The 22,304-nt window shown below is 49.4% G+C and carries 20 protein-coding genes; 19 read left to right on the top strand and 1 reads right to left on the bottom strand.

Annotation, left to right across the window (positions count from 1 at the left end; translation table 11 throughout):
• The first annotated feature begins 87 nt into the window (after window positions 1–87).
• The 14 genes from V3C10_14000 to argF all read left to right on the top strand — a co-directional run bounded on the left by V3C10_14000 (window position 88) and on the right by argF (window position 17,132).
• On the top strand, window positions 88–516 hold the full coding sequence (locus V3C10_14000; GenBank protein WVP60421.1) for a MarR family transcriptional regulator: 429 nt from the start codon (window positions 88–90) through the stop codon (window positions 514–516).
• 204 nt (window positions 517–720) lie between these two features.
• A complete protein-coding gene (locus V3C10_13995) occupies window positions 721–2,466 on the top strand; it encodes an ABC transporter ATP-binding protein (protein WVP60420.1) in 1,746 nt (581 codons plus the stop codon).
• Window positions 2,450–4,297 (top strand): ABC transporter ATP-binding protein, encoded by a 1,848-nt coding sequence (locus V3C10_13990; GenBank protein WVP60419.1) that lies wholly within the window; start codon window positions 2,450–2,452, stop codon window positions 4,295–4,297. Before V3C10_13995 ends, V3C10_13990 begins: the two co-directional genes overlap by 17 nt.
• 385 nt (window positions 4,298–4,682) lie before the next feature.
• Window positions 4,683–5,078: a PadR family transcriptional regulator gene (locus V3C10_13985; GenBank protein WVP60418.1), complete on the top strand. Its 396-nt coding sequence runs from the start codon at window positions 4,683–4,685 to the stop codon at window positions 5,076–5,078.
• Window positions 5,075–6,253 carry a DUF2812 domain-containing protein gene (locus V3C10_13980; GenBank protein WVP60417.1) on the top strand — a complete coding sequence of 393 codons (1,179 nt, stop codon included), beginning with the start codon at window positions 5,075–5,077 and terminating at the stop codon, window positions 6,251–6,253. Before V3C10_13985 ends, V3C10_13980 begins: the two co-directional genes overlap by 4 nt.
• A 10-nt stretch (window positions 6,254–6,263) precedes the next feature.
• Window positions 6,264–7,490 (top strand): DUF2812 domain-containing protein, encoded by a 1,227-nt coding sequence (locus V3C10_13975; GenBank protein WVP60416.1) that lies wholly within the window; start codon window positions 6,264–6,266, stop codon window positions 7,488–7,490.
• Between the two features lie 50 nt (window positions 7,491–7,540).
• Window positions 7,541–8,680, top strand: a complete 1,140-nt coding sequence (locus V3C10_13970) for a DUF2812 domain-containing protein (protein WVP60415.1) — start codon at window positions 7,541–7,543, stop codon at window positions 8,678–8,680.
• Window positions 8,681–9,106: 426 nt separating this feature from the next.
• Window positions 9,107–10,357, top strand: a complete 1,251-nt coding sequence (locus V3C10_13965) for an argininosuccinate synthase (GenBank protein WVP60414.1) — start codon at window positions 9,107–9,109, stop codon at window positions 10,355–10,357.
• A gap of 100 nt (window positions 10,358–10,457) precedes the next feature.
• On the top strand, window positions 10,458–11,843 hold the full coding sequence (gene argH / locus V3C10_13960) for an argininosuccinate lyase (GenBank protein WVP60413.1): 1,386 nt from the start codon (window positions 10,458–10,460) through the stop codon (window positions 11,841–11,843).
• A 100-nt stretch (window positions 11,844–11,943) separates the two neighbouring features.
• The gene (gene argC / locus V3C10_13955; protein ID WVP60412.1) at window positions 11,944–12,894 is read left to right on the top strand and encodes an N-acetyl-gamma-glutamyl-phosphate reductase; all 951 of its coding nucleotides are present in this window, start codon (window positions 11,944–11,946) and stop codon (window positions 12,892–12,894) included.
• 37 nt (window positions 12,895–12,931) lie between these two features.
• Window positions 12,932–14,140, top strand: a complete 1,209-nt coding sequence (gene argJ, locus V3C10_13950; GenBank protein ID WVP60411.1) for a bifunctional glutamate N-acetyltransferase/amino-acid acetyltransferase ArgJ — start codon at window positions 12,932–12,934, stop codon at window positions 14,138–14,140.
• Entirely contained in the window at window positions 14,137–15,006 is an 870-nt protein-coding gene (argB, locus tag V3C10_13945) for an acetylglutamate kinase (GenBank protein ID WVP60410.1), read from the top strand. Before argJ ends, argB begins: the two co-directional genes overlap by 4 nt.
• Before the next feature lie 39 nt (window positions 15,007–15,045).
• A complete protein-coding gene (locus V3C10_13940) occupies window positions 15,046–16,230 on the top strand; it encodes an aspartate aminotransferase family protein (GenBank protein WVP60409.1) in 1,185 nt (394 codons plus the stop codon).
• A complete protein-coding gene (gene argF, locus V3C10_13935; protein ID WVP60408.1) occupies window positions 16,227–17,132 on the top strand; it encodes an ornithine carbamoyltransferase in 906 nt (301 codons plus the stop codon). Before V3C10_13940 ends, argF begins: the two co-directional genes overlap by 4 nt.
• A 72-nt stretch (window positions 17,133–17,204) precedes the next feature.
• On the opposite strand, the gene V3C10_13930 is transcribed toward argF, so the two are convergent.
• Window positions 17,205–17,417 (bottom strand): helix-turn-helix transcriptional regulator, encoded by a 213-nt coding sequence (locus tag V3C10_13930; protein WVP60407.1) that lies wholly within the window; start codon window positions 17,415–17,417, stop codon window positions 17,205–17,207.
• Window positions 17,418–17,897: 480 nt separating this feature from the next.
• On the opposite strand from V3C10_13930, the gene dctP reads away from it, so the two are divergent.
• The 5 genes from dctP to V3C10_13905 all read left to right on the top strand — a co-directional run bounded on the left by dctP (window position 17,898) and on the right by V3C10_13905 (window position 22,141).
• On the top strand, window positions 17,898–18,998 hold the full coding sequence (gene dctP, locus V3C10_13925; protein WVP60406.1) for a TRAP transporter substrate-binding protein DctP: 1,101 nt from the start codon (window positions 17,898–17,900) through the stop codon (window positions 18,996–18,998).
• A gap of 141 nt (window positions 18,999–19,139) precedes the next feature.
• A complete protein-coding gene (locus V3C10_13920; GenBank protein WVP60405.1) occupies window positions 19,140–19,652 on the top strand; it encodes a TRAP transporter small permease in 513 nt (170 codons plus the stop codon).
• Entirely contained in the window at window positions 19,649–20,962 is a 1,314-nt protein-coding gene (locus V3C10_13915; protein WVP60404.1) for a TRAP transporter large permease, read from the top strand. Before V3C10_13920 ends, V3C10_13915 begins: the two co-directional genes overlap by 4 nt.
• Window positions 20,963–21,014: 52 nt before the next feature.
• Entirely contained in the window at window positions 21,015–21,578 is a 564-nt protein-coding gene (locus tag V3C10_13910) for a YcxB family protein (protein ID WVP60403.1), read from the top strand.
• On the top strand, window positions 21,575–22,141 hold the full coding sequence (locus V3C10_13905) for a glycerol-3-phosphate responsive antiterminator (protein WVP60402.1): 567 nt from the start codon (window positions 21,575–21,577) through the stop codon (window positions 22,139–22,141). Before V3C10_13910 ends, V3C10_13905 begins: the two co-directional genes overlap by 4 nt.
• Window positions 22,142–22,304: the final 163 nt, after the last annotated feature.

Genomic DNA, 22,304 nt, shown 5'->3' with positions numbered 1-22,304 from the left:
AGAATGGAATATAAGTTAGCTGTCTAACAATAAGAGTGATACAGCCCAGGATGTCCCAATTACCGGAAATATGAGGAGAAGAATAAGATGAAAATGTCGTTTTATATGCTGCTCTACCGCGCCTTTCACGCCCAGCGCAAATGCTTAAGGCCCTTTATGGCGGAAATTGGCCTGGCCTCGGGGCAGCCGAAGGTGCTGCTTTATCTGGCGGAGCATGAAGGATGTATGCAGAAGGATGTGGCGGAGCACTGTGATATTGAACCGGCAACCACAAGCCGTGTGCTGGACACGCTGGAAAAAAACGGTTTTATTGTCAGGAAAACAATGGAAGGAAACCGCCGCGCAGGAAGTCTCCATATCACGGAAAAGGGCCTTGAGGCCTCGCATAAATGGGAGGAGCGCTGCCGTGAGGTCGAAGCATCGATGCTGACCGGTTTTACGGCGGAGGAGACGGCGCAGTTCACCAATTTCCTGAGCAGGGCCTATAAGAATATGAGCGGAAAAGAAGCAAGGTAAACAGTAAAAACAGTATAAAGATGAGGGATGAAGAGGATGTTCTGAAAGCAGGTTTCCGGTGGAAACAGACTTTTGGCGTCCTCTTCATTTGACAGGTTGACATTTTGGCAGAGCCGTCATAAAATAATTTAAGACAACAGTTAGTAGTCTAACTGTAAGACGGCTAAATGAATGCACGACAACAACTCAGTGGAGGCATTATTAATGAAAGACATCAGACGTATTTTACAATTTGCAAAGCCATGCAGGCCGGATTTCCTTCTGGCCATCTTTTTCGTTGTGATAGAAACCAGTTTTGAACTGATTATTCCGATGATTATGGCTGGGATTCTGGACGTGGGCGTAGCCGGGAGGGATTTGAACTACATATACTCCAAAGGGGGACTGATGGTGGTATGTTCGCTCATTTCACTGTGCACCGGCCTTTTATATGCCCGTTATTCCGCCAGGGCTGCGGGGGGATTCGGCGCGGGACTGCGGGAGGCGGAGTATGTAAAGCTGCAGGAATACTCCTTTGGAAACCTGGATCACTATGAAACCTCTTCCCTGATTACACGGCTCACCACCGATGTGACCGTAATGCAGAATGCAATCGTGGGGGGAATGAGGCCGATGATCCGCGGGCCTGTCATGATGGTGCTGGGCCTTCTGATGGCCTGTTATCTGAACGCGCGGCTGGCGCTGGTGTTTGCGGTGTGCATGCCGGTTCTGGCGGCTATCCTGATCGGAATCATCTTAAAAGTTGCCCCGATGTACGGCAGACTGCAGAAGGCGGTCGACCATGTGAACGCGGTGGTCCAGGAGAACCTGACGGCAATCCGTGCGGTAAAGGCCTTTGTCAGAGAGGAATACGAGGAAGAAAAATTTGCCGGGGTGAATGATAATCTGAAGAGAAACAGCGAGAGGACCTTTCATTTCGCCGTCCTCAATATGCCCTCATTTCTGCTCACAATGTACGCGGCCATTATCCTGATTCTGTGGTTCGGCGGGCAGATGATCCAGATGGGAGGAATGCAGGTCGGTGAACTGACGGGATTTTTAAGCTATGTCATGCAGATCATGAATTCCCTGATGATGATATCCAACGTATTCCTGATGCTGACCCGTTCCCTGGCCAGTGCACGGCGAATCGGGGAAGTATTCGACGAGCCCCTGGATCTGATGGACGGCAGTGAGAAGGAGGCGCGGATCGAACACGGCACAATCGATTTTGAACATGTATCCTTTAAATATAAGAAGGAAGCGAAACGCAGAGTTTTGACGGATATCAATATTCATATAGAAGAAGGACAGACGGTGGGTATTATCGGAGGAACGGGATCTGCGAAGAGCACCCTTGTATCGCTGATACCGCGTCTCTATGATGTCACGGAGGGCAGCGTGAAGGTGGACGGGAGAGACGTCCGTGAGTATTCTCTGATTCATCTGCGCGATGCTATCGGCATTGTGCTTCAGAAAAACGTGCTCTTTTCCGGTACAATACGTGAAAACCTGCTGTGGGGAAAACGTGACGCGGATGAGGAAGAGATTGAATGGGCCTGCCGTGCCGCCTGCGTCGATGAGTTCATCGGGCGTTTCCCGGACGGGTATGATACGGATCTGGGGCAGGGGGGCGTTAATGTGTCGGGCGGACAGAAGCAGAGGCTCTGTATTGCCAGGGTGCTTCTAAAGAGGCCCAAAGTGCTGATTTTTGATGATTCCACCAGCGCCGTGGATACGGCCACCGACGCGAAGATAAGAAAACAGCTCCGTGAGCTGACCGATACGACAAAGCTCATCATTGCGCAGAGAATTACATCGGTCATGGACGCCGACCAGATTATCATCCTGGAGGACGGAAAGATCCATGCCACGGGAACCCATGAGAGCCTTCTGGCGTCGGATCCCATTTACCAGGAGCTTTACAATTCCCAGCAGAAAGGAGCGGATGAAAATGGCAAGACAGCTTAGCGCAAAACGGCCCGAGAACCTGAAGGGGACGATAAAGAAGCTCCTGGGATATATGGGAAACCACAAGTTCCTGTTTCTGCTCGTCGCCATACTCACGACAATCAGCGCCCTTTCGGGCCTGTTCGGCACCTATATGCTGAAACCAATCGTCAATAACTATATTGTTCCGGGTAATATGAAAGGCCTTTTTTATGCGGTCCTGTTTATGGGCGCCGTCTATCTGGCCGGTGTTTTATCGTCGTTCGGCTATACGCAGCTCATGGTGAGGGCGGCCCAGAAGATTACGGCCGAGATCAGGGAGGATTTATTCCGGCATATCCAGAAGCTGCCGCTGAAATATTTTGACACGAGGACCCACGGCGATATTATGAGCCGGTTTACCAACGATGTCGACACGGTTTCGGATGCCTTAAACAACAGTTTTGCAATGGTCATCCAGAGCTTTATCCAAATCGTGGGGACGCTCACCCTGATTTTTATCCTCAACTGGCGCCTTTCGCTGATCGTGTTCGCCTGCTATATCCTGATGTTCGCCTACATCCGTTATAGCGGGAAGAAGAGCAAATACTATTTCAATTACCAGCAGAAATACCTGGGGGAACTGAACGGATATATTGAGGAGATGACGGCGGGCCAGAAAGTGGTAAAGGTATTTAACCACGAAGGGGAAAACATCGAACAGTTCCGGCAGAAAAACGGCAAGCTGAAGCGGGCGGCCATCAGCGCCCTGACTTACTCCGGCACCATGATACCGATGGTGGTCAGTATTTCCTATATCAATTATACGATTGTCACCATGATCGGGGCGTTTATGGCTCTGAGGGGGTGGACCGATATCGGAAGTCTTGCAAGCTACCTCGTTTTTGTAAGACAGACCGCAATGCCAATCAACCAGTTTACCATGCAGTCCAATTTCCTTCTGGCGGCTCTTGCCGGAGCGGAACGTGTCTTTGAGACGATGGAGGAGGAGCCGGAGACCGACAAGGGAAAGGTGACTCTTGTCTATGCGGAGGAGACGGAAGACGGCTCTTTAAGGGAATGCGGCCGAAAGACGGGAATCTGGGCCTGGAAAGCGGAGGACGGGGCGTTAACCCGGCTCCGGGGTGACGTACAGTTTAAGGATGTGGATTTTGGATATAACCGGGATCACCTGATCCTTAAGAAAATCAGCCTTTATGCAAAACCGGGGCAGAAGATTGCCTTTGTCGGTTCCACCGGCGCCGGGAAGACGACGATCACTAACCTGATTAACCGTTTTTACGACATTGACGGGGGAAGTCTTACCTATGACGGGATCGATGTGAGAAATATCAAAAAGGATGCTCTGCGCTCCTCCCTGGGAATGGTTCTTCAGGATACCCACCTGTTTACCGGCACAATCGCGGACAATATCCGCTATGGCAGGCTGGACGCCACGATGGAGGAGGTGGTGGAGGCCGCAAAGCTGGCCAATGCCGATTCCTTTATCAGCCGTCTGCCGAAGGGCTATGACACGATGGTGACGGCGGATGGAAGCAACCTGTCCCAGGGACAGCGGCAGCTTCTGGCCATCGCCAGGGCGGCCGTGGCCGACCCGCCCGTCCTCATCCTGGATGAGGCGACCAGCTCGATTGATACGAGAACGGAACGTCTGATCGAAAAGGGCATGGACCGCCTCATGGAGGGCAGGACCGTATTCGTGATTGCCCACCGCCTGTCCACGGTCCGCAATTCCAATGCAATTATGGTACTGGAACAGGGAAAGATTATCGAGAGAGGCGACCATGAGGACCTGATCGGGCAAAGAGGCATTTATTACCAGCTGTATAATGGAATGTTTGAGCTGGCATAAACGGGGGTGCGGTGAGAGGAGCCAATTTTAGCACTACAACAGTGCAATTTAACACGTATTGGTAAAATCCTTAAAGAGATTTGTATAGACTGACAGAAAAACCAGCCATTAATATTTTTGTGGTTGGTTTTTTTTTGTAAAATAGAAATTTGATGAACCAATAAGAATAACTGAAGGAGATGCAAAAATTTGCCGAGTCGGCCGGAGAGAGAAGTCTCTGCCGGAAAACTCTTTGTAAAATAAGAGATTAGAAGGATTTCCGTAAGGAAATTGTCAGGAACGTCTATTGAAAGAAGGCGGCTCCTGTATTATAATATCAATATACGATATCGACTATCGATATTGAGCGGCGATATTGGATTTGACAGATTTGACAGATTCACGGATGAGAGAAATTCAGCCGGATTTAAATGTTTCGTGGATTGGCCGGTTTAGTGGATTTGCAGGAAAAGAAGGTGCATGCATTATGGCGAAGAAAACGCTTGAAATATTGACGGAATCCATGTTTTACGTACTGATGTCTTTTATCGGAAAAGAGATGTGCGGTATAGAGATAGCCGAATTTGTGGAGAAGAAGACGGGAGGCCGGTTAAAAATCGGACCGGGAACTCTTTACACAATCCTGGGCAAGTTTGAGGAAGAGAAGTTCATTGAAGAGATTCAGGTGGAGGGCAGAAAGAGAACCTACCGGATCACGGAGAAGGGGCTGCAGGCCTACCGGGAAGAAGTGCTGCGGCTGAGACAGTGTATTGCCGATGCGGAAAGCGAGGGATATCTATGAAAAAGGAGATTATGAAGCGGCTTCCATTTACAGAGATCAATATACCGGGGATTGAAACCTGGCTGGATCAGATGGCGCTGGAGGGATATTTCTTAATCGATACGGCCGGGACGTCATGGTATTTTGTAGAGGGGGAACCGAAAAATATCCGTTACAGGCTGGATGCCGTCACGGAGAAGGGGGCAATGCCGTCCCCCGAAAAGAGGGAGGACTATCAGGCAATGGGATGGAACTATGTGCTTACCCATCGGAGGATGTACCATATCTTTCGGGCGGATGACCCCGAGGCTGCGGAACTTCACTCGGACGGCCTCGTCGAGAGCCTGTCCCTGAAACAGCTTGAGAAATCCTTACTCGTGGATTTGATTATCGTTGCGCTTGCCGCGTCTTTCTGGTTTCTCCTCTATGTGAGATTGGGTCATGATCTTTTCAACTACCCGGTGCTCACCTTGATGACGCCCGATTTACGGTTTATTTTCATGATGTTCTGGACGGCCGGATGTATCTGGAACGGATATGCCTCCTATCAGGGAGTAAAGAAGATGCGGGTCTGCATTGCAGAGGGAAGAACCGGGGAACTGCAGACAAAACCCCTTGCGGCCTATCCAAACGAGAAGTTCAGGCGGTTTTATATGCCGGTCTGCTTTCTGGTATATATTGCGCTCAGTTTCCTGTTCCGTCCGTACAGAGTCGGGCTCGATGAAGTCCTCCTGACGGAAAAACTACCCGTCCTTGAAACGCTTGAGACAGGGGAAGTAAGGAAAATGGAGTTCTGGTTTTCAGAAGGTGACGTGAATTACTACAGAAAACGCAGAAATCTGCTGATGGACGACAATTATGAGCTGCATGAGACACGGGAGGTACTGGAAACAGGAGGCGGGGAAGGGAAAGAAACTTCCCTGTCCGGTTACTATTTTGAACCAAGGTTTGCTTTCTTTACAGAGGCCATGTACCGCGATGCGGTGAAAAAATATGCGGGCATCTACGGGGAGGAGCTGGAAAATCATCTGATAGCCGATACGGGCTTCGATTCCTGCGCTTTTACAGAGAGAGACGGAAAGCAGGTGCTGGCGGTTCTGGACGGAAAGAAAATACTGGTTCTCGAATATGAGGGACAGAGCGATCTCAGGGAAAAGACAGAGGTAATAAAGGACGTCCTGGAAAGCGGGGAATGAGGTGCGGACAATGAAGACGGAACGTTATAAATATCCTCCCGTCAGTACGTTTGATATCAAAGAGATAGAAAACTGGCTGGAAGAAATGGCTGCAGAGGGATGGTTCCTGAAAGAAGCGGGGCCCTATGCCTGGCTCTTTGAAGCCGGGGAGCCGGAGAATGTCCGCTACCGCATCGATCCGGCAACGGAGAAAAAGGGAAAGCTGGACGAAGAAAAAAGGTTGGATTATGAGGCAATGGGCTGGCGCTATGCGGCAACCCATCGGGATTTCTACCATATATTTATGTCCGATGATCCGGAGGCGGAAGAACTGCATACCGATGAGATGGTGGAGAGCTTTTCCGCCAGGATGCTGGAAAAGAGGCTCAGAAATGAGCTGGTGGGAGGAGTACTGGTAGTGGCGCTGATGGCGCTCAACGGTTTCTCCGTGCTGAAGGCTCTGGTTCAATATCCGGTGCTGACTTTAATTGAAATGAGGCCGGCTATGGTATTTTATCAGATATTCTATATTATCTGGTTTGTGGGCTGGATCAGTGTTTGTGTAAAAATATACAGACGGAGAAAATGCCTGGCAGCAGGTATCATGCCGGATGGCGAAACCATACATACAAAACGGGAGAGCAAAAGGAAAAGACTCTGGCACTCCGCGGAGAGGCTCAGTGTAATTCTGCTGATTGCCGGGCTGATCCTGTCCCAGTTTCCGGATAAGAGCGGACAGGCGGTTTCCATGGAGGAACACGTCAGGACCGTGCTGACCCTGGAAAAGCTGGAGGGAGACAAAGACGAAATTCAAAAGGGCGGCCGGGAAGAAGAACAAGACATCGATGGGGAAGGCGGTAATATCATGTGGAGGCGGTTCAGCCTGTTCGCCGGGAACAACTATGAAATTTACGATCAGGGAGACGATGCTGCCGTGGAAAGCGGGAAGGAGGGCGGTAATTCCTCTTCCCTCCACGTGATGTACTACCGTCCCTGTTTCAGGATTATGGCGCCTCAATTATACTCGGAGCTGCAGAAAAAGTATCTGGCCGGCTGTGTCACGGAGACACAAAAGCTGCGGGGCGTGGCGGGAGAGTTTTACATTGTGACAGGGACCTGCGAAGACGGGACCCAGGTTGCGGCAGCGATGCTGGATGGGCGGCTGCTTCTGGCAGAGTATTCCGGAAGCATTAAATTAAAGGATAAGATATCGCTGATAGAAGAAGTTCTGGTTTCGGAGAGGAGGCGGGGATTTTAAACGTAAAACATTCAAATGGGCAGCATCTGGAAAAACTGCCGGTCAACGAATTGGATTTAAGAGCGGTCGAAGACTGGCTCGGACAGATGGCCGGGAAGGGATACTTCCTGGATGAGACCGCCTGGTCATGGTGGTATTTTAACATCGGTGAGCCGGCCAATGTCCGTTATCGCATCGAACCGGTCGATGAAAAGAACGGGAAACTGGATCCTCAGAAAAAAGAGGATTATGAGATGATGGGATGGAAGTATGTGACAAGCCACAAGGGCATGTATCACATATTTTTAGCAGAATCGGAGGAAACCGAAGAATTCCACACGGATCCCCTTGTCAGGAATCTTGCGCTGAAGGGATACGAAAAGAAACTCCGGAGCCTGGGGATTTCAAGCATTGTCGCTTTTTGCTGTTTCTTTGTCACCTGTTACAATACGATATCCAGGGAAGCAAGAGGAATCGGACTTGTCCTTGCAAATCCATTTTTTCTGTACTATGTACTCGGTATCCTGCTGCTTATTATTCTGGGTTATCAGAATATATCGGCATTCAGAAAGATAAAAAAGTGGCGTGAGAAACTGGGCTCAGGCGAAGATGAGGAACTGCCCGTGGAGATGGGGACGAAGAAATGCTACAGCTCCCTGGCCAACCATATTGTTACCATATTAATTGTGGCGGTTTTCGCTTCGCTGTTTCTGACGATAGGGACAGGCGGACCGATCCATCAGGAGATACAGGGCAGACCCCTCCCGGTGCTCCAGGTTCTGGAAACGGGAACCGTGGAAGAGAATGCGGATAAGGACAGTAATGTGATCTATTACTTCAGCCTGCTGCTGAATGAGAGATACGAAATCAGACAGCAGGCCTCCGTAAGAGAGAGGGGAGCCGGGGAAAGCCGTCTTTCCTCCCTGAAAGTTGATCTGTACGGCGCGCGCTTTAACTGGCTGGCCGAGCTTCTGTACAGTAACCTGGAACGGGAGCACCTCTCTAAGTACGGAGAAGCATACAGCCGTCTTTCCAAAGAGGGGTATGAACACTTTTCTCTCCTGGAAGACGGAGAAAACCAGATTCTCGTGGCAAAGACGGGAAAGAAGGTTCTGGTTATTTATTATCAGGGTAAGGAAAGGCTTGAGGAAAAAGCCGGGATTTTGGAGCGCGTCGTTACTGATGGGACGAAAATGGAAACCCGGTTGTAAAATTTGACGATTTTTGGAAAGAGACAATTTAAGAAAATGAAAAAATAAGAGAAGAGACTGCCACAGAATGCAGGCTTCCAACAGGATAACGTCCGGAATACACCGTACGGCGTCAAATTCCTGCCGGAAAACGCATTGTGCGGCCGTCTTTTTTTAATCTTAGGAAGGTGACAGGGCAGAGACATAAAAAGTGCACAGTATTATGCATGAAATTGAATGGTTTATTACATTTATGCATAATAAAAAGAAATATACACAATATATACAATATATTTTAATAAAAATTCAAAAAAAGTATTGCATAATTATTCTAGTGGAGGTATAATTATGCCAATTTCACAGCGGGACTGTCGAAGGGACCGTAGCTATTTTATAGAATAGCAGAAAAGAAAAATAAAACAGTAAAGCAAATGGAGGAAAATAATTATGGAAAAGAAATACAACAAAATCGTACTGGCATATTCAGGAGGCCTTGACACATCTGTCTTAATTCCGTGGTTAAAAGAAAATTACGGCTGTGAAGTCATCGCAGTTTCAGCCGATGTGGGCCAGGGTGCAGAGCTGGACGGACTGGAGGAGAAAGCGTTAAAGACGGGAGCCTCCAAATTATACATAGAAGATTTGAAAAAAGAATTTGTAGACGAATACATTATCCCGACGATGAAAGCGGGAGCCGCCTATGAGCATTACCTGCTGGGAACTTCCTTCGCACGTCCAATCATCGCAAAACGGATCGTGGAGATTGCCAAAAAAGAAGGAGCCGACGCCATCTGTCACGGATGTACGGGAAAAGGCAACGACCAGGTACGTTTTGAGCTGGCAATCAAGGCATTTGCGCCTCAGATGGATGTGATCGCGCCATGGCGTTTCTGGGAACTGAATTCCCGTGAAAAAGAGATTGAATATGCAGAGCAGCACAACATCCCGCTGAAGATTACAAAAGAAACAAATTATTCCAAAGACAAAAATCTGTGGCATCTTTCCCACGAGGGACTGGATCTGGAAGACCCGGCCAATGAGGCTCCCATCAGCAAACCGGGATTCTTAGAGCTCGGCGTTTCACCGGAGCAGGCGCCGGATACCCCAACCTATGTGGAAATCCATTTTGAAAAAGGTATTCCGACTTCTGTAAACGGCGAGGAGATGGACTGTGAGAAGGTCATCGAAGTCCTGAACAAGCTGGGCGGAGAGAACGGCTGCGGCATTCTCGATCTGGTGGAGAACCGTCTGGTAGGAATGAAGAGCCGCGGCGTCTATGAGACACCGGGCGGAACGATTCTTTATAAGGCGCATGAGAAGCTGGAGGAGATCACATTAGATAAAGAAACACAGCACTACAAACAGCAGCTGGCCCTGAAATTTGCAGACCTGGTATACAACGGCCAGTGGTACACACCGCTCCGCAAGGCCATGAGCGCTTTTGTGGATTCCACACAGGAGACGGTGACGGGAGATGTGAAGTTAAAGCTCTATAAAGGAAATATTATTCCGGCTTCCGTAACCTCACCTTATACACTCTATTCCGCTGATATGGCGACCTTTGATGAGGATGACTGCTACAACCAGGCAGATTCCGCCGGATTTATCAACCTCTTCGGACTTCCCATCAAGGTGCGGGCGCTGAACGATCAGGCTCTGGCCGCAAAGACAGGAAAACATTTTCCGGATGTAGAGTAAAAAGATACAGAGTAAAAAATCATTGGCTGCCGTCTGAGGCGCAGCAGTTTCCGCTGAAGCTTAAGACGGCATCAATTCGATGAAGGGAGTCCAATATACAATGGCAAAGTTATGGGCAGGGCGTTTCGGGAAAGAGACGGATCTGGAAGTAAATGATTTTAATTCCTCCATTTCCTTTGACTGCCGTCTTTATAAAGAAGACATCACCGGCTCCATGGCCCATGCGGCCATGCTGGGAAAGCAGGGAATTATTGAAAAAGAGGAATCCGACAAAATAATAGAAGGTTTAAAAGGAATTTTAAAAGATATCGAGGCGGGAAAAATTCAGTTCACGGCCGAATATGAAGATATCCATATGGCGATGGAACAGATTTTAACGGAGCGGATCGGGGATGCGGGAAAACGTCTCCACACCGCCCGTTCCCGGAACGATCAGGTGGCGCTCGACATGCGTCTCTACGTAAAAAAAGAGATCGGCGAGATAAAGAAGCTGATTCTGAATTTTATGGAAGCGCTCTGCGACAGTTCCAAAAAGAACCTGGACACGGTAATGCCGGGATACACCCATCTCCAAAGGGCGCAGCCGGTGACATTCGGCCACTATATGATGGCTTACGCCAATATGATGAAGCGCGATATCATCCGCCTGGAAAACTGCCTGGAAGGAATGGACGACATGCCCCTTGGTTCCGGGGCGCTGGCCTCCACAACCTACCCTATCGACCGAGATTTTGTGCGGGAACAGCTGGGATTTGCCGGAGTGACGGATAACTCCCTGGACGGCGTGTCCGACCGCGATTACTGTGTGGAGCTTTGTTCTGCACTTTCTATACTCATGATGCATCTGTCCCGGTTTTCGGAGGAGATTATCGCATGGTGCTCCTGGGAATTCAAATTTGTGGAGCTGGATGATGCGTTCTCCACAGGCTCCTCGATTATGCCGCAAAAGAAGAATCCCGATGTCTGCGAACTGGTAAGGGGCAAGACAGGCCGCGTTTACGGTTCCCTTATGACACTCCTTACGGTGTTAAAGGGAATTCCCTTGGCATACAACAAAGACATGCAGGAAGACAAGGAGGCCGTGTTTGACGCCATCGACACCGTGAAACAGTGCCTGCGAGTCCTGACCCCGATGTTTGCGACGATGGAACTCTGTAAAGATAATATGAAGAAAGCGGCCCTCCGGGGATTTATCAATGCCACGGACTGCGCCGATTACCTGACGAAGAAGGGAATGCCGTTTCGGGATGCCTACAAGACGGTCGGCTGCCTGGTGGCGGAATGCGTGAAACAGGAGAAGTCACTGATGGATTTGACCCTGGAGGAATACAGGGAGCATTCGGAACTGTTTGATGAAGATATCTATACGGCCATCGATCTGAAAACGTGCGTGAAAGGCAGAAATGTGACGGGAGGGCCTTCACCGGAGGAAGTGTCGCGCCAGATTGCGGTGATTGAGCGTTTTATCACAGAGCGGGAAAACTGACGGGCTCTTTAAGGCCCGCAGGCATAAAAGCCCGCGAAAAGCCCGCGTTCCGCATGAACCCGGAAAACAGAGTACTGGTGTGAGGAAGGAAAAAGGATTTATGTGTAAGCCAAAAGTATATATAGACGGAAAAGAAGGAACGACAGGCCTTCAGATTTATGACCGCCTGGCGGATCGCGATGATATTGAACTTCTTCTGATAGATGAGGAGAAGAGGAAAGATACGGAAGAGAGAAAAAAGCTGATTAACCGGGCCGACATCGTTTTCCTGTGTCTGCCGGATGCGGCTGCGGTGCAGGCGGTGGAACTGGCCGACAGTCCGGATACCCGTATTATCGACGCTTCCACTGCCCACAGGACGGCGGACGGATGGGCCTACGGCCTGCCGGAACTTTCACCGGGGCATCGGAAACTGGTGGAAGCTTCAAAACGGGTTGCCAACCCCGGCTGCCATGCGACGGGTTTTATTACGGCGGTCTACCCTCTGACGGCCATGGGAATCATCCCGGCCGGTTATCCTCTGACCGCGTTTTCCCTGACCGGATACTCCGGCGGCGGAAAGAAGATGATAGCGGAGTATGAGTCACCCGGGAAACCGGAGCTTTACAAAACCCCAAGAGTATACGGCCTGAACCTGAAACATAAACATCTGCCGGAGATGCAGAAACTATGTGGACTTGACAGTCCCCCGGTATTCTGTCCCGTCGTTGATGATTACTATAAGGGAATGGCTGTGACCGTGATGCTTCAGAATGGGATGTTGAACGGGAAGGTGACGGCGGAGGAGATCCATGCGGCGCTTTCCACCCACTATGCAGGGCAGAAGATGATAAAAGTGCATCCCTTCGGATACGACGGCATGATTGCAGCCGGAACGATGGCGGGGTTTGACAGCCTGGAACTGATTGTGAACGGCCACGACGGCCAGACGATCATCACGGCCCTGTTCGACAACCTGGGAAAGGGAGCCTCGGGAGCGGCCGTGCAGAACATGAACCTGATGCTTGGATTCGAAGAGACAAGAGGGCTGAACCTGAAACAGCCGGATTGATTAACTTTTTTTAGTGTTATGAGGAGGAGCTTAGAATATGAAAATCATAGATGGCGGCGTTTGCGCGGCAAAGGGATTTAAAGCGGGGGCAATGCGCTGCGGAATCAGAAAATCCCAGACCAAGAAGGACCTGGCGATGATTCTTTCCGACTGCGAATGCAGCGCCGCGGCGGTATATACGACAAACCGTGTCAAAGCGGCCCCGATTCTTCTGACAATGGAGCATCTTAAAAACGGAAAAGCCAGGGCGGTGATTGTCAATTCCGGCAATGCCAACGCCTGTGCACCGTTCGGAATCGAGAATGCCAGAAGAGAGGCAATGGCCGCGGCTAGAGCGCTCAATGTTCCGTTAGAGGACGTCATTGTGGCATCCACCGGTGTAATCGGCCAGACGTTGAATGTGGAATGCATTGAAGAAAATGCCGGAAATATGGAAATGAAATACGACAATTCCCTGGCCGCCGCAGAGGCGATCATGACGACGGACACCAAGGTGAAAACCGCCTCGGTGGAATTTGAGATAGAGGGGACGGTCTGCCGTATCGGCGGAATCTGCAAGGGTTCCGGCATGATCCATCCGAATATGGGGACCATGCTGTCCTTCATCACAACCGACTGCGCCATTTCACCGGAGATGATACAGAAAGCGCTGAAGGCGGATGTGAAGAAGACATTTAACCGCGTCACGGTTGACGGAGATACCTCCACCAACGATATGTGCACCGTTCTGGCAAACGGAATGGCGGGCAATGAAACAATCACACAGGAGGGCAAAAACTTCGATGCATTCTGTGAGGCCCTCCATGCGGTTACGGAAGACCTGGCCCGCAAGATTGCGGGGGACGGAGAGGGCGCCAGCAAACTGATGACCTGTACCGTTGCCGGGGCTTTAGATGAAGAAACGGCGGAACTGCTCAGCAAAGCCATCTGTTCTTCCTCACTGGTGAAGGCCGCAATGTTCGGTTCCGACGCCAACTGGGGCCGTGTGCTCTGCGCCATGGGCTACTCGGGCGCACCGTTTAACACCGAAGAGGTGACGGTGGAATTTGCCTCCAAAGCGGGCAGCATTGCGGTCTGTGAAAAAGGCAGAGGGCTTGATTTCAGCGAAGAGACGGCGAAGAAGATACTGAGTGAAGAGGAAGTGGAAATTAATGTGACGCTGAAGGAAGGCGACGGCAAGGTAACATGCTGGGGCTGCGACCTGACTTATGACTATGTGAAAATAAACGGAGATTATCGGACATGATGAATTTAACCCCTGAAACAAGAGCCGGAATCCTGGTGGAAGCGCTGCCGTATATCCAGGAATATGCCGGTCAGATCATTGTGGTAAAATACGGCGGCAATGCGATGATCAATGAAGAGCTGAAGGAAGCGGTGATCCAGGATATCGTCCTTTTAAATCTGGTGGGAATCAAGGTGGTTCTCGTCCACGGCGGAGGCCCGGAGATATCCGATATGCTGAAGAAAATCGGCAAAGAGTCTAAATTCGTCAAAGGACTCCGTTATACGGACGGGGAGACGATGGATATCGTCCAGATGATCCTCTGCGGCAAGGTCAATAAAAACCTTGTATCCCTGCTTGAAAAAGCGGGCGGCAAAGGCGTCGGTCTCGGAGGAATGGACGGCGGCCTGTTTAAGGCGGTGCGTCTGCAGGATCCCGACGGCACGGAATACGGATATGTCGGCGAGATAACCGAGGTGAATGAGAAACTGGTTCTCGACATGCTGTCGGAAGGATATATCCCCGTTGTCTCATCGGTGGCGGCCGGAGTCGACGAGGAAACCAATTACAATATTAACGCGGATACGGCGGCGGAGAAGCTGGCCGTGGCGCTGAAAGCGAAAAAACTGATTCTGCTGACCGATGTGAGGGGACTGATGAGGGAGCCGGGGGATGACACCACGTTAATTCCCAAACTCAAGGTATCGGAGGTACCGGCACTTGTTAAATCGGGCATTATATCGGGAGGCATGATCCCCAAGGTGGATTGCTGCGTCGAGGCGGTGCGTCAGGGAGTTGAGAGAGCCAATATCCAGGACGGACGTGTCCCGCATTCGATTCTCATCGAGCTGCTCAGCAAAGACGGCGTTGGAACCATGTTCTCATAGGACGGGGAAGGCAGGAAAAGGCAGGAGGAAGAACAGATTATGACATATCAGGAACTAAAAGACGAGGAACAGCTCTATTTAATGCATACATACGGACGTTTTCCGGTTGCACTTGACCATGGAAAAGGAGCCACTCTCTGGGATACCGAAGGAAAAAAATACATCGACATGACATCCGGAATCGGTGTCAACAGCCTGGGCCATGACAACGCGGCGCTGGTGGATGCATTGACCGTCCAGGCGCATAAGCTGATGCACGCCTCCAACCTTTATCTGACGGAACCGATGGTACAGGTGGCGAAAGAACTTGTTACCTCCTGTGAAATGGGAAAAATATTCTTTTCCAACTCCGGGGCGGAGGCCAACGAAGGAATGATCAAACTTGCCAGGAAATATTCCTTTGATAAATACGGGGAGGGAAGAAACAAGATTATCACACTCAAACAGTCCTTCCACGGGCGTACCGTGACAACGCTCAAGGCAACCGGCCAGGAAAAATTCCATCAGTATTTCTTCCCTTTTACCGAAGGGTTTGATTACGCCGCGGCCAACGACATAGAGGATTTAAAGTCAAAAATCGATGATTCCGTCTGTGCCGTTATGATGGAAATGATTCAGGGAGAGGGTGGAGTCCTGCCCCTGGATCGGGAATATGTGCAGCAGGCGGCAGCTATCTGTAAGGAAAAAGACATTCTCTTCTTAATCGATGAGGTCCAGACCGGTATCGGCCGTACCGGCAGCCTGTTCTGTTATGAGCAGTACGGGATCAAACCGGATGCGGTGAGTATGGCAAAGGGACTCGGCGGCGGCGTGCCGGTCGGCGCGGTTATGGCGTCGGAGAAATGTGCGGATGTACTGGGCGCAGGCACCCACGGAACGACATTCGGAGGCAACCCGTTCTGCTGTACAGCGGCACAGACGGTGCTTTCCATCGTAAATAAACCGGAATTTTTGAAAGAGGTACGGGAAAAAGGCGAATATCTGAAAAATTCCATCCAGTCACTCGGCTCTTCAAAGGTAAAGACGGTCAGAGGCATGGGGCTGATGCTCGGAATCGTTGTGGATAAAGAAATACGCGCTTCTCTGGTCAACCAGCTGCTTGAAAAGGGCGTGCTGGCGCTCACGGCCGGCGAGGAGGCAATCCGCCTTCTTCCGCCTCTCGTTATCAGCTATGAGGAGATGGACAGCGCAGTTGCAGTTATGAAGGAGGTATTCGGAGCATGAACCATTTATTAAAACTGCTGGACTTACAGCCGGAGGAGATTACTTCCATTCTCGATCTGGCGGATCAGCTTAAATATGAAAGAAAACACAATATCACCCACCGTCTTCTGGAGGGAAAATCAATCGGCCTGATTTTTCAGAAATCCTCCACAAGAACCAGGGTTTCCTTTGAAACGGGAATCTTCCAGCTGGGCGGCCAGGCGTTGTTTTTATCTTCCAGAGATCTGCAGATTGGCCGCGGCGAACCGGTCCAGGACACGGCCCGCGTCCTGTCGAGATACCTGGACGGAATCATGATCCGCACCTATGAACAGAAAGAGGTGGAGGATCTTGCAAGATATGGTTCCATCCCGATTATCAACGGCCTGACCGATTTCTGCCATCCCTGCCAGGTACTGGCCGATCTGATGACCATCCGCGAAAAGTACGGTGTGCTGGAAGGTTTGAAACTCTGTTATATCGGTGACGGTAACAATATGGCAAACTCCCTGATCGTGGGAGGGCTAAAGATGAAGATGAACGTCTCCATCGCAACGCCGGAAGGCTACAGACCGGATCAGCAGGTTCTGGAATTTGCAAACGGCTGCGGCGATGCATTTACATTGACCGATGATCCGGTGAAGGCCGTGGAAAATGCCGATATTGTGATTACGGACACCTGGGCCTCCATGGGACAGGAGGAAGAGAAGGAAGTGCGCATGAAGGCCTTCCAGGGATATCAGCTGAATGATAAACTGATGGCCGCCGCAAAACCGGGAGCCATGGTACAGCACTGCCTGCCCGCTTACCGCGGCCAGGAGATAACGGATCAGATATTTGAGGAACATGCGGATGAAATCTTTGAGGAGGCCGAGAACCGGCTCCATGCGCAGAAGGCGGTTATGGTTACGCTGATGAGATAAGGAATATTGTTTAATAGAAAGAGGGCAGTCCGGCCGATATGGCCTGATCTGCTCTCTTCATTCGGGGAAAAATTACGATTCAAAATAAAATAACTCTTCAAATTTCTTATCTAATGCAATACAAAGCAGGGGGGCAAGCTTTGCAGTGAGATTAAACTGGCCGGTTTCAATATAGCTGATTGCCTGCCTGGAAACACCGACCTGAGCTGCCAGTTCTCCCTGAGAAATTCCTGTTTCACTTCGTGCTTCTTTCAGCCTGCTTTTTAATATAAGTTCATTATCCATATTCTGTCTTCTGAACAAGCTGTTCCATTTCATCCGGCTTATTCCTTTCTGAACTTGTGCTTTTCGCAAACACAATTCTGTCGGCAGGAAGGATACGGCAGAGTTCTCTAAAGTTTCTGAAGGCGTTAGAGACAAGCTGTGATGGCATCTGACATAAATTTCCACACAATTTGTATAAAATACACAGAACATGCGATTGAAAATCAAAAAAAGTGTGGAAAATAGATAAAAAACACTTGATTGCGAGTTAAAAAAGTGATAGAATTAATTTATTAGAAGACAGGCAACTAAATATTCTGCAAATGAGAGATGAGCAATGCAGCTTCGGGACAGTCTACACAGAGGTAGGGACTGTTATGAAGGAGCTGCATTTTATTATGCAAAAAAGGAGGCGAAACCGATGGCTTAAAGTATCCCTGTCTTTGAAAAACGGAGTTTCAGGGTTCCCTGAATTTAATCAAATATCTCAAGGAGGTTGTTATGAAAAAAGCAATTGCGATACTTCTCGCATCTACAATGGCGCTTTCGCTGAGCGCATGCGGCGGCAGTGGAAAACAGGCGGCCAGTACACCAACTACAGGAGGAGCGGAGGCTGAGGCTGAGACCCCAAAAGCGGAAGTTTCGGATGAAGAAGCCGATGATTATCAGATTACAATTAAGTTTTCAAACGTGTTCCAGCCGGCAGAGTGGAACTACAAGGCCAGCGAGTACCTCGCCGAGATAGTAAAGGAGCGGACAGAAGGCCACATTGTCCTTGAATATTACGGACAGAACCAGCTCGACTGCTATGGAGAATCCGTAGAGCAGGCACATAACGGAGCAATCTGGATGGGCCTTGAGGAACCGTCATACTTTGCCGATTACATAGGTGACTTTAATGTACTTGTAGGACCGATGCTTTACACATCCAACAAAGAGTATAATGCTGTTATGGAAACAGATATTGTAAAAGATTTAAATGACCGTCTTGCCAAAGAGTTCAACATCCACGTGCTGGATACCCATTACTCCTTTGGTTTCAGAAGTGTTTGTACGAACAAGGTTGTTGAAAAACCGGCAGATTTGAATGGCCTGATTCTTCGATCCACCGAGTCCCCTCTGTTTATCCAGACGATTACCGCTCTGGGAGCAACACCTTCCCCTATGAGCTTTACCGAGTGTATCTCCGCTATGTCCAGCGGCGTTGTTAACGGCTTTGAGGGTTCCATTTCTACTCTGAAAGATACGGGCGCATATGAGTACACAAAGAATGTAGCCAATACAAACCACTTTATCGCTACACGCTGGCTGTTTATGGCAGAAGATGTTTATCAGTCCATTCCTAAAAAATGGAGAGATATTCTGGATGAGTGCTGCGTAGAGGCCGGTATCTGGGAGCAGGAGCATGCAGAGGAAGATGAAGCCGATATGATTACGTTCCTGGAGCAGCAGGGCGTTAAATGGAATGATGTTGACATAGACGCTTTTACAGAAGCATGTACGCCTGTTTACGATTGGATCGTAGAAGAGTATAAGGCAGATCCGGAACTGCACGGAAAGCTTGTTGAGTTCCTTACCGACTATCGTTCAAAGAATAAGTAAGTGTACTGGTGATTGTACGGAATTGTATAATTACCGCTCAAGCAGACTGCCCGATTCTTCGGGCAGTCTCTGTTAAACGGCAGGGCCGGAATACACAGGGAACATTTTGTTTTCCTGATACAGAATAAAGTGGAGGTAGGTATGGAAGAAAAATCGAAAAAGTATTCTTTTAAATCAATAATGAAGAATCTTGATGCGATTGTTACCGGCACGAGCCTGGTTATGTGTACTCTATTGGTTAACATCAACGTTCTTATGCGTTATATCATGAGAAGTCCGCTGTTTTGGTGTGAGGAGGTCGTGACGGGGCTTTTTGTCTGGACTGTTTTTATCGGTAGTGCGTATGCTTACCGTACGCACGCTCATCTGGGCGTAGATATTTTAGTCAATATGATGCCGGCAAAAATGAGAAAAGTTGTAACCGTAATTGTTCAGATTCTGGAGCTGGGCGTCCTGATTATGCTGACCAATATCAGCGTGCAGTACGTTGTCAATACATGGGGCAAACTGACCAACACACTTCGTGTGCCGAGCTGGTACATTTCAATCGCCGTACCCGTTGGTTTTGGATTATCTCTGATTTACTGCATTTACTTTATAGTTAAAGATTTAATGAAATTTGCAATGGCAGGGAAAGGAGGAAAAACTGCATGATTAGCATAGTTCAATTGATCCCTGTTTTCCTTGTATTTATTTTCTACTTTTTAGGTATGCCCATTGTTTACGCCTTATTCGGCGCTACATTTTTCTACTTTACGTTTATTGATACGACCTCACAGAGCTGGCTGATTCTGCAGACGGTTATGAAGTCTACACAGTCCTTCTCCATGCTGGCTATCCCATTCTTTATCATGTCCGGTTCCGTCATGAACTATGGTGGAATCAGTGAGAAGATGATGGACTTTGCCGAGATGGTGACCGGCCATATGAAAGGCGGGCTTGCCCAGGTTAACGTACTGCTCAGTATGCTGATGGGCGGCTGTTCCGGTTCAGCCAATGCGGACTGCGCGATGCAGAGTAAGATGCTGGTTCCCGAGATGGAACGGCGCGGCTATTCCAAAGCCTTCTCGGCTGCGATCACGGCGGCCTCTTCAGCTGCCACCCCTGTAATTCCTCCGGGAGTCAACCTGATTGTATTTACGTTGATTGCCCAGATTTCACTGGGGCGGACCTTTGCGGCCGGATATGTTCCCGGTATTCTCATGGCTGTTTCCATGATGATCACCGTGGCTATTATTGCAAAAAAGAGAAATTACCCGAAAACCCGTGACAAACGTCCGGCTGCAAAAGAGATCCTGAAGCAGGCGTTCATTTCCTTCTGGGGACTTTTCTTCCCATTTGGAATCATCATCGGTATGCGTCTTGGTATGTTTACTCCGTCCGAGGGCGGCGCCGTTGCCGTGCTTTACTGCTTCATTATCGGCGGGCTGGTATATAAACGGCTCTCCCTGAGAAAGCATCTGATTCCTATTGTGCTTGATACGATTGCGGGTACCTCCAGCGTTGTCCTGATCATGGTGGCGGCGAAGGTATTCGGTTACTATATGACATGGATTAATCTGCCGAAAATCGTGGCAGGGGGAATGCTGGGACTGACCGATAATAAATATGTTTTTCTCCTGCTCTGTAACCTGATTCTTCTGGTTATGGGTATGTTCCTGGAAGGCGGAGCGGCGCTGATGATTATCACTCCGTTACTGCTGCCCGTATCGAGACAGCTTGGAATCAACGATTATCATTTCGGACTGGTTGCAATTGTAAATATCATGATTGGCGGGATTACGCCTCCGTTTGGTTCCATGATGTTCACCACCTGCGGTATAACGAAGTGTCCAATCGGAGATTTCCTAAAGGAGGTATGGCCGTTTATCCTATGCCTCTTCATTGTTTTACTGCTGCTTACCTTTTGTCCGTTCCTTATCACCTGTGTACCGGATCTGCTTTACGGCACGGCGCCGGGCTGATATGGCTCTGGGGAGGAGTGGCGGCTGATTCCAGTTTGAAACGGAGAAATTTATGGCTTCTTTTTACGAGATTGAAATGCAGCATTCGGAGGAGAGCTTCAAGGCTCTCGCCCATATGCAGTATGATATGTTCTGCAAAAGCAACCGCATGTGGCGGACCGCTTTCAGTCTGATGCTGATGATGACCGGCGTGGTCTGCTTCTCTGAATGGTGGGGGATCCTGCTGGTGGCATATGGCGGTTATCTGGCCACCAGCACCTATGTCTCCAGCAACCGGACCGCGCATAAACTGTCGGAACAGCTCAGGAAAGCGGGCAGGCCGTTCCCTTCATCACGCTATGTATTCCGTGAAAAGGAAATGGATATTTACTGCCTGCCGGAGGGCAATAAAGACGGTTCCGAGTTATATTCCGATGTGCGCGGGATAGCGGAGGATGGAAGCTATTTCTATATTTTTCGCGATGAATACGGTGGATATATGATACCCAAGGCAGCTTTAGGTGATAGTACAGATGCCTTTCGAGATTTTCTGGAAGAAAGGACCCAACAGACAATCCGACGAAGCAGCATTCCTATTGTGCGTTTTATCAACTGGCTTTGGAGAAGAAAAAAATGAGTATGAAAACGAGGGATTTACTGGAACGCTCTCCTGTGATAGCGGCTGTTAAAGAGGAGGGTACCCTGGAAGAGGCTCTGGAGACGGATTGCGCGATTATTTTCATCCTGTACGGAACGGTCTGCAATATTGCGAAAATCGTAGAACGGATCAAGCGGAGAAATAAACTGGCCATCGTCCATCTCGATTTGGTAGTGGGGTTAAGCTCCAGGGAAGTTTCTGTGGATTTTGTGAAAAAGAACACGGAGGCCGACGGGATTATCAGCACCAGGCCCGTCCTGGTCAAGCATGCAATGGACAACGGCCTTTACGGTGTTTTCAGGACTTTTATGATTGATTCCATTGCGCTCAGCAACATGAAAAAGCAGCTGGAAACATTCCGGCCGGATTTCGTGGAAGTAATGCCCGGGATTATGCCCCGCGTAATGAAGGAAATACGCAGTTATACCGATATGCCGATTATTGCGGGCGGCCTTTTGAGAAGTAAGGGGGATATTTTAGAGGCCATTAACGCCGGAGCGGATGCAATCTCAACGACGAATTCGGAACTGTGGAAACTTTGATGCGGTTGGTATCGTGTTGAGAAGATGCGGCGGGTGTGGCGCCATTGATTGCCAGTTAATCGTTTTTCTTGAAAAGAGAGTATCAGACCTGATATGAATCTGTTTGGATTTCATGTTATAGTCGGATACTCTCTTTCGGTTTTATTGGGTGGCAATGAAAAGT

Source organism: [Clostridium] symbiosum, from assembly GCA_036419695.1.
GTDB classification, from domain to species: domain Bacteria; phylum Bacillota; class Clostridia; order Lachnospirales; family Lachnospiraceae; genus Otoolea; species Otoolea symbiosa_A.
The sequence above is the reverse complement of the archived record's forward strand: the minus strand, read 5'-3'. Positions and strand labels throughout refer to the sequence as shown.

Bases quoted from the DNA above. Each gene is read 5' to 3' on its own strand.
- argC (WVP60412.1), top strand. From the start codon at position 11,944: ATGTGTAAGCCAAAAGTATATATAGACGGAAAAGAAGGAACGACAGGC.
- V3C10_13965 (WVP60414.1), top strand. From the start codon at position 9,107: ATGGAAAAGAAATACAACAAAATCGTACTGGCATATTCAGGAGGCCTT.
- argB (WVP60410.1), top strand. From the start codon at position 14,137: ATGATGAATTTAACCCCTGAAACAAGAGCCGGAATCCTGGTGGAAGCG.
- V3C10_14000 (WVP60421.1), top strand. From the start codon at position 88: ATGAAAATGTCGTTTTATATGCTGCTCTACCGCGCCTTTCACGCCCAG.
- V3C10_13975 (WVP60416.1), top strand. From the start codon at position 6,264: ATGAAGACGGAACGTTATAAATATCCTCCCGTCAGTACGTTTGATATC.
- V3C10_13915 (WVP60404.1), top strand. From the start codon at position 19,649: ATGATTAGCATAGTTCAATTGATCCCTGTTTTCCTTGTATTTATTTTC.
- argJ (WVP60411.1), top strand. From the start codon at position 12,932: ATGAAAATCATAGATGGCGGCGTTTGCGCGGCAAAGGGATTTAAAGCG.
- V3C10_13990 (WVP60419.1), top strand. From the start codon at position 2,450: ATGGCAAGACAGCTTAGCGCAAAACGGCCCGAGAACCTGAAGGGGACG.
- V3C10_13980 (WVP60417.1), top strand. From the start codon at position 5,075: ATGAAAAAGGAGATTATGAAGCGGCTTCCATTTACAGAGATCAATATA.
- V3C10_13940 (WVP60409.1), top strand. From the start codon at position 15,046: ATGACATATCAGGAACTAAAAGACGAGGAACAGCTCTATTTAATGCAT.
- V3C10_13995 (WVP60420.1), top strand. From the start codon at position 721: ATGAAAGACATCAGACGTATTTTACAATTTGCAAAGCCATGCAGGCCG.
- V3C10_13905 (WVP60402.1), top strand. From the start codon at position 21,575: ATGAGTATGAAAACGAGGGATTTACTGGAACGCTCTCCTGTGATAGCG.
- argH (WVP60413.1), top strand. From the start codon at position 10,458: ATGGCAAAGTTATGGGCAGGGCGTTTCGGGAAAGAGACGGATCTGGAA.
- argF (WVP60408.1), top strand. From the start codon at position 16,227: ATGAACCATTTATTAAAACTGCTGGACTTACAGCCGGAGGAGATTACT.
- dctP (WVP60406.1), top strand. From the start codon at position 17,898: ATGAAAAAAGCAATTGCGATACTTCTCGCATCTACAATGGCGCTTTCG.
- V3C10_13910 (WVP60403.1), top strand. From the start codon at position 21,015: ATGGCTTCTTTTTACGAGATTGAAATGCAGCATTCGGAGGAGAGCTTC.
- V3C10_13930 (WVP60407.1), bottom strand. From the start codon at position 17,417: ATGGATAATGAACTTATATTAAAAAGCAGGCTGAAAGAAGCACGAAGT.
- V3C10_13985 (WVP60418.1), top strand. From the start codon at position 4,683: ATGAGAGAAATTCAGCCGGATTTAAATGTTTCGTGGATTGGCCGGTTT.
- V3C10_13920 (WVP60405.1), top strand. From the start codon at position 19,140: ATGGAAGAAAAATCGAAAAAGTATTCTTTTAAATCAATAATGAAGAAT.